The 12,771-nt window shown below is 63.7% G+C and carries 9 protein-coding genes; 6 read left to right on the forward strand and 3 right to left on the reverse strand.

What is annotated here, in order from left to right:
- Positions 1-12: 12 nt before the first annotated feature.
- Entirely contained in the window at positions 13-1,509 is a 1,497-nt protein-coding gene (locus ACVK00_RS30435) for an efflux transporter outer membrane subunit (protein WP_354122963.1), read from the reverse strand.
- Between the two features lie 84 nt (positions 1,510-1,593).
- A complete protein-coding gene (locus ACVK00_RS30440) occupies positions 1,594-2,088 on the reverse strand; it encodes a MarR family winged helix-turn-helix transcriptional regulator (RefSeq protein ID WP_284891644.1) in 495 nt (164 codons plus the stop codon).
- Between the two features lie 324 nt (positions 2,089-2,412).
- On the opposite strand from ACVK00_RS30440, the gene typA reads away from it, so the two are divergent.
- The 6 genes from typA (at position 2,413) to ACVK00_RS30470 (ending at position 12,098) form a co-directional block, all read left to right on the forward strand.
- Positions 2,413-4,239 carry a translational GTPase TypA gene (gene typA, locus ACVK00_RS30445; protein ID WP_228907486.1) on the forward strand — a complete coding sequence of 609 codons (1,827 nt, stop codon included), beginning with the start codon at positions 2,413-2,415 and terminating at the stop codon, positions 4,237-4,239.
- A 317-nt stretch (positions 4,240-4,556) separates the two neighbouring features.
- Positions 4,557-7,421, forward strand: a complete 2,865-nt coding sequence (locus ACVK00_RS30450; RefSeq protein ID WP_228907487.1) for a 2-oxoglutarate dehydrogenase E1 component — start codon at positions 4,557-4,559, stop codon at positions 7,419-7,421.
- 135 nt (positions 7,422-7,556) lie between these two features.
- The gene (gene odhB, locus ACVK00_RS30455) at positions 7,557-8,834 is read left to right on the forward strand and encodes a 2-oxoglutarate dehydrogenase complex dihydrolipoyllysine-residue succinyltransferase (protein ID WP_228907488.1); all 1,278 of its coding nucleotides are present in this window, start codon (positions 7,557-7,559) and stop codon (positions 8,832-8,834) included.
- Positions 8,835-8,915: 81 nt separating this feature from the next.
- Positions 8,916-10,346, forward strand: coding sequence for a dihydrolipoyl dehydrogenase (gene lpdA, locus ACVK00_RS30460; protein ID WP_166721503.1), 1,431 nt, complete (start codon positions 8,916-8,918; stop codon positions 10,344-10,346).
- Positions 10,347-10,445: 99 nt separating this feature from the next.
- The gene (gene zapE / locus ACVK00_RS30465; protein ID WP_166721504.1) at positions 10,446-11,543 is read left to right on the forward strand and encodes a cell division protein ZapE; all 1,098 of its coding nucleotides are present in this window, start codon (positions 10,446-10,448) and stop codon (positions 11,541-11,543) included.
- Positions 11,544-11,657: 114 nt separating this feature from the next.
- A complete protein-coding gene (locus ACVK00_RS30470) occupies positions 11,658-12,098 on the forward strand; it encodes a transposase (RefSeq protein ID WP_228907489.1) in 441 nt (146 codons plus the stop codon).
- A 103-nt stretch (positions 12,099-12,201) separates the two neighbouring features.
- Here ACVK00_RS30470 and ACVK00_RS30475 read toward each other — a convergent pair whose 3' ends face one another.
- On the reverse strand, positions 12,202-12,663 hold the full coding sequence (locus tag ACVK00_RS30475; RefSeq protein WP_228907490.1) for a DUF2147 domain-containing protein: 462 nt from the start codon (positions 12,661-12,663) through the stop codon (positions 12,202-12,204).
- Positions 12,664-12,771: the final 108 nt, after the last annotated feature.

Genomic DNA, 12,771 nt, shown 5'->3' on the forward strand with positions numbered 1-12,771 from the left:
GGTGGCGCCGGATCAGTTGGCGGCCTGTTTCGTCGGCTTGTCGGCGTCGGGCGCGGCGAGCCGCGTGCCGGTCGCGTCGAACCCGCCGCCGAGCGCCTTGATCAGCGCGAGCTGCATGTCGCGCCGGCGCATCTTCAGGTTGGTCACCGTCTGTTCCGATGCGAGGCGGTTGCTGTCCGCGGTCAGCACCTGGAGCTGGGGCGACAGGCCGGCCTTGTAGCGGATCACGGCGAGATCGTACGCACGCGTCGACGCGTCGAGCGCACGCTGCGCGTCGTCCATCTGGCGATCGACCGCGCGGATCGACGCGACCTGCGTCGCGACGTCGTTCAGCGCGTTGATCAGCGTCTGGTTGTAGTTCGCGACCGACAGGTCGAAGTCCGCATAGCGGCCCTTGAGCTGCGCGCGCAACGCGCCGGCATCGAAGATCGGCAGGTGGATGGCCGGGCCGAACTGCGCCTGGCGGCTCGCGAAATTCAGGAATTTGCCCCAGCCGAACGCATCGAAGCCGAAGCCGGCCGCGAGGTTCACGTCCGGGAAGAACTCGGCCTTCGCTTCCTTCACGTCGTGCATCGCGGCCTCGACCTGCCAGCGCGCGGCGACGATGTCGGGGCGCCGCGCCACGAGGTCGGCCGGCAGGTTGCCGGGCAGCGCGACGTCGCCGGCCGGGCTCATCACCGGCGCGGCGATCTGCAGCCCGCGGTCCGGACCCTTGCCGAGCAGCGCAGCGAGCTGGTAGCGCACGGTCGTGATCTGGCCGTCGAGGTCGGACAGCGACGCCTGGGTCGTCGCGATATTGCCGCGCGCGGTCTGGCGTTCCACGTTGGTGTCGAGGCCGGCCGACACGCGGCCGTCGGTGATCTTGCCGACCGTCTGGCGGTTGGTGATCTCGCGTTGCGCGATGTCGCGCAGCGCATACAGTTGCGCGAGCGAGTTGTAGGTGCGGGCGACCGACGCCGCGAGCGTGATGCGCGCCTGCTGCATGTCGGCTTCGGCGGCCTTTTCCTGCGACACGGCCGTGTGCAAGCGCTCGCGATTCTTGCCCCACAGGTCGAGATCCCACGACGCGCTCGCGAGCGCGTTGTTCTCGCTGTACCACTGGCCGCCGTACGGGGGCGGGAACAGCGCGTTCGACGAATACAGCTCGCGCGTCCACGAGTAGCTGGCTTCGGCCTTCGGCATCAGGTTCGAGCGCGACGATTCGATGTACGACGAGGCTTTCGCGATGCGCGCCTGCGCCTGCGCGATCGACGGGTTGCCCTGGAGCGCCTCGTCGATCAGCTTCGGCAACTGCGGATCGCCGAACTGGTTTGCCCAGTCGAGCGCCGGCCACTGGCCGCCCTGGGCCGGCAGGCTCTGGGTGGCTTCGAATTGCGACGCGGGAGCGATCTGCTTGTCGCTCTTGATGCCGATGTAGTTTGCGCAGCCCGCCAGCGCCAGCGCGGCAAGCGCGGCGGCGACGGCGGCGCGGCACGACCCGGCGCGCACGGACAACGGGGAGGATTTCATCGCGCTGTTCCCTGACTCGGAATGAATGATGGACACTGCAAGGATTTCCTTACATTAATCTGTCAAAAGTAATTGTTATGGCAACTATTGCGGCACGCTACCGCCGGCGGTCTCGCAATAGTTGCTGAGAATGCGGCGCAGCATGCTCTTGAGGAATCCGACTTCTTCCGGCGTAAACCCGCCCAGCAGCTCGTCGAGCACGCTGCGGAACACCGGCGGCAACCGCTCGGCCAGCGCGCGGCCTTCGTCGGTCAGCTCGAGCCGCACGACCCGCCGATCCTCGATGCTGCGCACGCGGGACAGCAGGCCGCGCTTCTCGACGCGATCGAGCAGGCGCGTGACCGCGCTCGCGTCGATCCCGTATTCCCGCGCAAGCTCGGCGGCCGTCGAGCATTTGCCGACCGCGATCATGAACAGCATGCTCGCCTGCGTGCCCGTGATGCCGAGCTCCTCCTGCGTGCGCTGGGTGACGAGGTTGGTCATCACTGATTTCACGCGCGACATCAGATAACCGACGCTGTCGTTCATCTGATACGAGGACAGCGGCGAAACAGGCGATTGGGAAGGAGAATCCGACATAAAACCCTGAGGCTGCAATAGTTGACTAGGCAGCAGTATAGGCACAATTGTTTGCCGCGGCAAATGTTAATCGAACGGGCGAGGGCGCGCTCCGTGCCCCAAAATCCCCTTGTCGACGTCAGGGTCTTCGGCGTGTCGGCATGCCGGGTTGACCGGGTTTAGACGACGGCAGGGCGGGGCCGTTTGTTGCGCTGCAACGAACAGTCCGGCTCCCGCCACGCTCACGTGCTATAATTTGTGGTTTCCAAGCTGCAACGCGCGCGCACGTGTCCCGGTGACTGACGAGCGTGCGCGTTTGCGCGTTCAACGAATTTCCAGGTTTCTATGACCCGCGCCCTTCGCAATATCGCCATCATCGCCCACGTCGACCACGGCAAGACCACGCTCGTCGACCAACTGCTCCGCCAGTCCGGCACCTTCCGCGAGAACCAGCAGATTGCCGAACGGGTGATGGACTCGAACGACATCGAAAAAGAGCGCGGGATCACGATTCTCGCGAAGAACTGTGCGGTCGAATATGAAGGCACGCACATCAACATCGTCGACACCCCGGGGCACGCGGACTTCGGCGGCGAAGTGGAGCGCGTGCTGTCGATGGTCGACTCGGTGCTGCTGCTCGTCGACGCGGTCGAAGGCCCGATGCCGCAGACCCGCTTCGTCACGAAGAAGGCGCTCGCGCTCGGCCTGAAGCCGATCGTCATCGTCAACAAGATCGATCGTCCGGGTGCGCGGATCGACTGGGTCATCAACCAGACCTTCGACCTGTTCGACAAGCTGGGCGCGACCGAGGAGCAACTCGACTTCCCGATCGTCTACGCATCGGGCCTGAACGGCTATGCGTCGCTCGACCCGGCGGCGCGCGAAGGCGACATGCGCCCGCTGTTCGAGGCGGTCCTCCAGCACGTGCCGGTCCGTCCGGCCGATCCGGACGCGCCGCTGCAGCTGCAGATCACGTCGCTCGACTATTCGACGTACGTTGGCCGGATCGGCGTCGGCCGCATCACGCGCGGCCGCATCAAGCCGGGTCAGCCGGTCGTGATGCGCTTCGGCCCGGAAGGCGATGTGCTGAACCGCAAGATCAACCAGGTGCTGTCGTTCACGGGCCTCGAGCGCGTGCAGGTCGACTCGGCCGAAGCAGGCGACATCGTGCTGATCAACGGTATTGAAGATGTCGGCATCGGCGCAACGATCTGCGCGGTGGATACGCCGGAAGCACTGCCGATGATCACCGTCGACGAGCCGACGCTGACGATGAACTTCCTCGTCAACTCGTCGCCGCTGGCCGGCCGCGAAGGCAAGTTCGTGACGAGCCGCCAGATCCGCGATCGCCTGATGAAGGAACTGAACCACAACGTCGCGCTGCGCGTGAAGGACACGGGCGACGAAACGGTGTTCGAAGTCTCGGGCCGCGGCGAACTGCACCTGACGATTCTCGTCGAAAACATGCGCCGTGAAGGCTATGAGCTGGCCGTGTCGCGTCCGCGCGTCGTAATGCAGGAAATCGACGGCGTGCGGCACGAGCCGTACGAGTTGCTGACCGTCGACGTCGAGGACGAGCACCAGGGCGGCGTGATGGAAGAGCTGGGCCGCCGCAAGGGCGAAATGCTCGACATGGCGTCGGACGGCCGCGGCCGCACGCGTCTGGAATACAAGATCTCGGCGCGTGGCCTGATCGGCTTCCAGAGCGAATTCCTGACGCTCACGCGCGGCACGGGCCTGATGAGCCACATCTTCGACTCGTACGCACCGGTCAAGGACGGCTCGGTCTTCGAGCGTCGCAACGGCGTGCTGATCTCGCAGGACGACGGCGCGGCAGTGGCGTACGCGCTGTGGAAGCTGCAGGATCGCGGCCGCATGTTCGTGAAGCCGGGCGACGCGCTGTATGAGGGCATGATCATCGGCATCCACAGCCGCGACAACGACCTCGTCGTGAACCCGATCAAGGGCAAGCAGCTGACCAACGTGCGCGCGTCGGGTACCGACGAAGCCGTGCGTCTCGTGCCGCCGGTCCAGATGTCGCTCGAATACGCGGTCGAATTCATCGACGACGACGAGCTCGTCGAAGTGACGCCGCAGTCGATCCGCCTGCGCAAGCGCTTCCTGAAGGAGCACGAGCGTCGCCGTGCGAGCCGTGAAGGCGCAGTCGACTAAGCATCGACCGTTCCCATGCATGATGGAAAAGGCTGCCTTCGGGCGGCCTTTTTTGCATCCGCGCGATGCGCAACCGGGGTGGTTGCAAAACACTGTTCCCAAGGGCCGTGGCAATCCGGCAAAACCCCGTCGTGCGGTGCTTTCGGGCACCTGTCGTCGTGAACTTCGGTATCGGTTCTGTGATATGCTGCGCGCACGCAAGTTTTAGGTCCTTCCAAGCAAGACTTGATTCGCAATCCGCTAAACGGTCAGGCCGTGTCGCGGAAGGTTGAGTAACCCGCTATTTCTCGAGAAGCTCGAAGAAAGGTGAGCGTAAAATGTCAGATGTAATGAAGCAGTTTCAGCTGAACTCCTATCTGTTCGGCGGCAATGCTTCGTACGTTGAAGAACTGTACGATGCATACCTCAACAATCCGGCATCGGTGCCGGAGAACTGGCGAGAGTATTTCGACGCGCTGCAGAACGTGCCTGCAACCGACGGCTCGACTGCCAATGACGTCGCTCATTTTCCGATCGTCGAATCCTTTGCCGAGCGTGCGAAGGCCAATGCCTTCATCCCGCGCGAAAGCACCAGCAATCTGGCGACCGCGCGCAAGCAGGTCCACGTCCAGTCCCTCATCAGCGCCTATCGCTTCCTCGGCTCGCAATGGGCCAATCTGGATCCGCTGAAGCGTCGCGAACGTCCCGCCATCCCCGAACTCGAACCCGCGTTCTACGACTTCTCCGAAGGCGACCTCGACCAGACGTACAGCGCAAGCAACCTGTATTTCGGTTTCGACCAGGCTTCGCTGCGCGACATCGTCAAGGGCTTGCGTGACACGTACTGCGGCACGATCGGCGCCGAGTACATGTACATCAGCGATCCGGAGCAGAAGCGCTGGTGGCAGGAGCGCCTGGAATCGACCCGCGCGACGCCTGCCTTCTCGGTCGAGAAGAAGAAGCACATCCTGAATCGCCTGACGGCAGCGGAAGGCCTCGAGCGCTATCTGCACACCAAGTACGTCGGCCAGAAGCGCTTCTCGCTCGAAGGCGGCGAAAGCTTCATCGCGGCGATGGACGAAGTCGTCCAGCACGCAGGCAAGACCGGCGTGCAGGAAATCATCATCGGCATGGCGCACCGCGGCCGTCTGAACGTGCTGGTCAACACGCTGGGCAAGATGCCGGCCGACCTGTTCGCCGAATTCGAAGGCAAGCACGTCGATGACCTGCCGGCCGGTGACGTGAAGTATCACAAGGGCTTCTCGTCGGACGTGTCGACCGAAGGCGGCCCGGTCCACCTGTCGCTCGCGTTCAACCCGTCGCACCTCGAAATCGTGAACCCGGTGGTCGAAGGTTCCGCGAAGGCGCGGATGGACCGTCGCGGCGACGAAGACGGCCTGCAAGTGCTGCCGGTGCAGATCCACGGCGACGCGGCCTTCGCCGGCCAGGGCGTCGTGATGGAAACGCTGAACCTCGCGCAGACGCGCGGTTACGGCACGCACGGCACGCTGCACATCGTCATCAACAACCAGATCGGCTTCACGACGTCCGACCCGCGCGACGCGCGCTCGACGCTGTACTGTACCGACGTGGTCAAGATGATCGAGGCGCCGGTGCTGCACGTGAACGGCGATGATCCGGAAGCCGTCGTGCTCGCGATCCAGATCGCGATCGACTACCGGATGCAGTTCCACAAGGATGTCGTGATCGACATCGTCTGCTTCCGCAAGCTGGGTCACAACGAGCAGGACACGCCGGCGGTCACGCAGCCGCTGATGTACAAGAAGATCGCGCAGCACCCGGGCACCCGTGCGCTGTACGCCGAGAAGCTCGTGCAGCAGGGCGTGATCACCGCGGAAGACGCCGACAACTACGTGAAGGCGTACCGCAAGGCGATGGACGACGGCCACCACACCGTTGATCCGGTCCTGTCGAACTACAAGAGCAAGTACGCGGTCGACTGGGTTCCGTTCCTGAACCGCAAGTGGACGGACGCAGCCGATACGGCCGTGCCGCTCGCCGAACTGAAGCGCCTCGGCGAACGCATCACGACGGTCCCGGAAAACTTCAAGGTTCACCCGCTCGTCGAGCGCGTGATCAACGACCGCCGCAACATGGCGCGCGGCGACCAGCCGCTCGACTGGGGCATGGGCGAACACCTCGCATTCGCGTCGCTCGTCGCATCGGGCTACTCGGTGCGCCTGACGGGCCAGGACTCGGGCCGCGGTACGTTCACGCACCGTCACGCGGTGCTGCACGACCAGAACCGCGAGCGCTGGAACGACGGCACGTACGTGCCGCTGCAGAACATCGCCGAAGGTCAGGCGAAGTTCACGGTGATCGACTCGGTGCTGTCGGAAGAAGCGGTGCTGGGCTTCGAATACGGTTACTCGACCGCCGAGCCGAACACGCTCGTGCTGTGGGAAGCCCAGTTCGGCGACTTCGTCAACGGCGCGCAGGTCGTGATCGACCAGTTCATTTCGTCGGGTGAAGTGAAGTGGGGCCGCGTGTCGGGTCTGACGATGCTGCTGCCGCACGGCTACGAAGGCCAGGGTCCGGAACACTCGTCGACCCGTATCGAGCGTTTCCTGCAACTGTGTGCCGATCACAACATGCAGGTCGTTCAGCCGACGACTCCGGCGCAGATTTTCCACCTGCTGCGTCGCCAGATGATCCGTCTGTTCCGCAAGCCGCTGATCGTCGCAACGCCGAAGTCGCTGCTGCGCCACAAGGAAGCGGTGTCGGATCTGTCGGAACTCGCGAAGGGTTCGTTCCAGCCGGTGCTGGGCGAAACCGACGGCGGCATCGACGCGAAGAAGGTCAAGCGCGTGCTGGCATGCTCGGGTCGCGTGTATTACGACCTCGTCGCACATCGCCGCGAAGCGAAGGCGAACGACGTCGCGATCATCCGTATCGAGCAGCTGTATCCGTTCGCGCACAAGCAGTTCGAAACCGAAATGAAGAAGTACGAGAACGCGACTGAAGTGGTCTGGGTGCAGGACGAGCCGCAGAACCAGGGCCCCTGGTTCTACGTCGAGCACCACCTGAAGGAAGGCATGAAGGAAGGGCAGAAGCTGGCATACAGCGGCCGTCCGGCTTCGGCCTCGCCGGCGGTTGGCTACTACGCGAAGCACTACGAGCAGCAGAAGGCACTGATCGAAGGTGCGTTCGGCCGCCTGAAGAGCGCATCGATCGCGAAATAACCGACGGAAGCGAAACGGGAAGGCGCGCTGCGCTTTCCCGTCTCTTTTGGCCCGCCGGGCGCGTCGCGCGCCGCGCCGGCCGAAGGAATCGCACGAACCTCGTCATTACCCAGATTAAGCATCCAGGAAAATCACATGGCTATCGTAGAAGTCAAAGTCCCCCAGCTTTCGGAGTCGGTTTCGGAAGCCACCATGCTGCAGTGGAAGAAGAAGCCGGGCGAAGCAGTCGCGCAAGACGAAATCCTGATCGAACTCGAGACCGACAAGGTCGTGCTCGAAGTGCCGGCACCGGCCGCGGGCGTGCTCGCGCAAGTGCTGCAGAACGACGGTGACACCGTGGTCGCCGAACAGATCATCGCGACGATCGACACCGAGGCGAAGGCAGGTGCTGCCGAAGCCGCGGCAGGCGCTGCCGAAGTGCAGCCGGCAGCAGCACCGGCCGCAGCCGCACCGGCAGCCCAGCCGGCCGCCGCCGTTGCATCGAGTTCGGCCGCCGCATCGCCGGCCGCGTCGAAGCTGCTGGCCGAGAAGGGCCTGTCGGCAGGCGACGTCGCAGGTTCGGGCCGCGACGGCCGCGTCACGAAGGGCGACGCGCTGGCCGCAGGCAGCGCACCGAAGGCGGCTCCGGCCGCTGCACCGGCGAAGACCGCCGCTGCGAAGCCGGCACTGCCGGAGGTGAAGGTGCCGGCGTCGGCAGCGACGTGGCTGAACGACCGTCCGGAACAGCGCGTGCCGATGTCGCGCCTGCGTGCGCGTATCGCCGAGCGCCTGCTCGAGTCGCAGCAGACCAACGCGATCCTGACGACGTTCAACGAAGTGAACATGGCTCCGGTCATGGAACTGCGTAACAAGTACAAGGACAAGTTCGAGAAGGAACATGGCGTGAAGCTCGGCTTCATGTCGTTCTTCGTGAAGGCGGCCGTGCACGCGCTGAAGAAGTTCCCGCTGGTGAACGCGTCGATCGACGGTAACGACATCGTCTATCACGGCTACTTCGACATCGGTATCGCGGTCGGTTCGCCGCGTGGCCTGGTCGTGCCGATCCTGCGCAATGCGGATCAACTGAGCCTCGCCGAGATCGAGAAGAAGATTGCCGAATTCGGTCAGAAGGCGAAGGACGGCAAGCTGTCGATCGAGGAAATGACGGGCGGTACGTTCTCGATCTCGAACGGCGGCGTGTTCGGCTCGATGCTGTCGACCCCGATCATCAACCCGCCGCAGTCGGCCATCCTCGGCGTGCATGCGACGAAGGAGCGCCCGGTTGTCGAAAACGGCCAGATCGTGATCCGTCCGATCAACTACCTGGCACTGTCGTACGACCACCGGATCATCGACGGCCGCGAAGCCGTGCTGTCGCTCGTCGCGATGAAGGATGCGCTGGAAGATCCGGCACGCCTGCTGCTCGATCTGTAAGCCGAGTCTCACTGCATTGACCCGCTCCGCACGCTCGCGCCACCGCGCGAGCGCGCGGACGTACAAGTAGAAAGGATTGTCATGTCCAAGGAATTTGACGTCGTCGTGATCGGCGCCGGCCCCGGTGGCTACATCGCCGCGATTCGCGCCGCGCAGCTCGGCAAGACCGTTGCCTGTATCGAGAAGTGGAAGAACCCGGCCGGCGCGCTGAAGCTCGGCGGCACCTGCCTGAACGTCGGCTGCATTCCGTCGAAGGCGCTGCTCGCGTCGTCGGAAGAGTTCGAGAACACGTCGCATCACCTGGCCGACCACGGCATCACGGTCGACGGCGTGAAGATCGACGTCGCGAAGATGCTCGGCCGCAAGGACGCGATCGTCGAGAAGATGACGAGCGGGATCGAGTTCCTGTTCAAGAAGAACAAGATCACCTGGCTGAAGGGCCATGGCAAGTTCACCGGCAAGACCGACGCCGGCGTGCAGATCGAAGTGAGCGGCGAAGGTGAAACCGAAGTCGTCACCGCGAAGAACGTGATCATCGCGACGGGCTCGAAGGCGCGTCACCTGCCGAACGTCCCGGTCGACAACAAGATCGTGTCGGACAACGAAGGTGCACTGACGTTCGAGTCGGTACCGAAGAAGCTCGCCGTGATCGGCGCAGGCGTGATCGGCCTCGAGCTCGGCTCGGTGTGGCGTCGCCTGGGTTCCGAAGTGACGGTGCTCGAAGCGCTGCCGGCGTTCCTCGGCGCAGCCGACGAAGCGCTCGCGAAGGAAGCGGCCAAGCTGTTCAAGAAGCAGGGCCTCGACATCCATCTCGGCGTGAAGATCGGTGACGTGAAGACGACCGCAGATGGCGTGTCGATCGCTTACACGGACAAGGACGGCAACGCGCAGACGCTCGACGCCGACCGCCTGATCGTGTCGGTCGGCCGCGTGCCGAACACCGACAACCTCGGCCTCGAGGCAATCGGCCTGAAGGCGAACGAGCGCGGCTTCATCGACGTGGACGACCACTGCCGTACGGCCGTGCCGAACGTCTACGCGATCGGCGACGTGGTGCGCGGCCCGATGCTCGCGCACAAGGCGGAAGACGAAGGCGTGCTGGTCGCGGAAGTGATCGACGGCCAGAAGCCGCACATCGACTACAACTGCATTCCGTGGGTGATCTACACGTACCCGGAAATCGCATGGGTCGGCAAGACGGAGCAGCAGCTGAAAGCCGAAGGCCGCGAGATCAAGTCGGGCAAGTTCCCGTTCTCGATCAACGGTCGCGCGCTCGGCATGAACGCGCCGGACGGTTTCGTGAAGATGATCGCGGACGCGAAGACCGACGAACTGCTCGGCGTGCACGTGATCGCGGCGAACGCGTCGGACCTGATCGCCGAAGCCGTGGTGGCGATGGAGTTCAAGGCGGCGTCGGAAGACATCGCCCGCATCTGCCATCCGCACCCGTCGATGTCGGAAGTGATGCGCGAAGCGGCGCTCGCCGTCGACAAGCGCTCGCTGAACAGCTGAGTGCGGTATAGCGGCGGCCGGCCTTTGGCCGGCGCAGCCGCCTCATGACGAAGGCGGGCGGGAGTTTCCCGCTCGCCTTTGTTTTTTCCGGTTTGCCCGATGAACGTCACCGAATACTACACGCGCGAATTGACCACGCGCGGCTATCAGTCCGATCCCGCGCAGCGCGCGGCCGTCGATCGCTTGCAGCACTGCTTCGACGAGTGGGTCGACTACAAGGCGCGCCGCTCGAACGCGTTCAAGAAGCTCATCAATCATCCGGACCTGCCGCGTGGTGTCTACATGTGGGGCGGCGTCGGCCGCGGCAAGAGCTTCCTGATGGACAGCTTCTACGCGGTGGTGCCCGTGCAGCGCAAGACGCGCCTGCACTTCCACGAATTCATGCGCGAAGTGCACCGCGAACTCGAGGAGCTGAAAGGGCAGGCCGATCCGCTCGACGAACTCGCGCGACGCATCGCGAAGCGCTACCGGCTGATCTGCTTCGACGAATTCCACGTATCGGACATCGCGGACGCGATGATCCTGTACCGGCTGCTCGATCGCCTGTTCAACAACGGCGTGCAGTTCGTGATGACGTCCAACTACGATCCCGACGACCTGTATCCCGATGGCCTGCATCGCGACCGCATGCTGCCGGCGATCGAGCTGATCAAGCAAAAGCTCGACGTGCTGAACGTCGACGCGGGCGTCGACTATCGCCAGCGCACGCTCGCGCAGGTGCGGATGTATCACACGCCGCTCGGCGCGGATGCCGATCGCGAACTGCGTCATGCATTCGCGAAGCTCGCGGCGGTGCCGGACGAAAGCCCGATCCTGCATATCGAGAAGCGCGAACTGAAGGCGTTGCGCAAGGCCGATGGGGTCGTCTGGTTCGATTTCGCGACGCTCTGCGGCGGCCCGCGTTCGCAGAACGACTATCTCGAGCTGGCCAGCCGTTTTCACGCGATCGTGCTGTCCGAAGTGCCGCAGATGTCGCCACGCATGGCATCGGAGGCGCGGCGCTTCACCTGGCTCATCGACGTACTGTACGACCACAAGGTCAAGCTGCTGATGTCCGCGGCGGTGCCTGCGGAGCAACTGTACATCGAGGGGCCGATGGCGAACGAGTTCGCGCGCACGGTATCGCGGATCGTCGAGATGCAGTCGAAGGAATATCTCGAAACGCCGCGCCGCATTGTCGATACTTCGCTGACGTGATCGTAGTTTTCGACAAATGACAGGCTTCAAACGTCAATTCCGGTCAAATTATCGCGATCCCCGGGTATTTTCGGACTTGTCTTATATTCATCATTGAAGGCGGCCGATATCGTTGTGTCATGGTTCTTAAGGCTGGAGATATCCATGACACCGTATCGCGATTTGACCGACCACGAGTGGCACTGCGTCGTGCCGCTTCTGCCTGAAATGCAGCCCCGCACCGAGTTGCGCGGCCGACCGTTGGCCAATACGCGCGCCGTCCTGAACGGCGTTCTATGGGTCATCTATAGCGGCGCGACCTGGTCAGCGATGCCGCGTCGTTACCCTTCGTACCAGACATGTCATCGCCGCTTCAAGGTCTGGCACGAGACCGGCACGTTGATGCAGGTGATGCGCGAGCTGTATGGCGACGCAGGCGTGAATCTGTGCAACGAACTGTCCACGCGGATGCGCAAGCACCCGCAATCGAAGGCGGCGGAGGTGCGGGGTGCCGCGGCGCCGGTGTATCGTGCACCGGGCAGCTATGCGTCGGATACGCTGAAGCACGCAGCGTGAAGTCGTTCGATTTCATTCACGCCTGCACCAAAACAAAATCGGCCTGACTACATCGCAGGCCGATTTTTCATTGCGTCGCGCGTATCGACGCGCGTCGCGTTAGTTATTGTGCGCGAACCCAGGTCTGCGATCGGCCAAGCAGCGAGACGCCGATGTAGCCGCGCACGACGAGCTTCTGGCCGCCGTCTTCCAGCGACATCTTGCACTTGTAGATCTTGCCGTTTTCCGGGTCGAGAATGTTGCCGCCGTCCCAGTGGTCGCCGTCCTTCTTCATCGCCTTGATGATCGTCATGCCTTTGATGAGCTGATCCTTGCGCTCGTCCGTGCACGCGGTGCAGCGACGATCGGGCGTGTCGTTGGCGCCGAGACCCTTGACGACCTTGCCGGACAGCGAACCGTCGCCGTCGTCGGCGATCTGCACGAGTGCCTTCGGCTGATGCGTGTTGTCGTCGATCGTCTGCCACATGCCGATGGGGTTGTCGGTCTGGGCGTAGGTGGGGGCGGCGCAAGCGAGCAATGCACTTGCGACGGCCAGTGCGCGCAACGGGCGGGTCAGTTGAATCATTGTCTTCCTCCTTGTTTCACGTCGTGTTCGATTCGCCCGCACGACCGCCTGCATGGGGCGTGGCATGTTGCGAGCTTTGTCAGAATACGTGAAACCGCGCGCGGCGTT

The organism is Burkholderia sp. PvR073 (assembly GCF_054055695.1).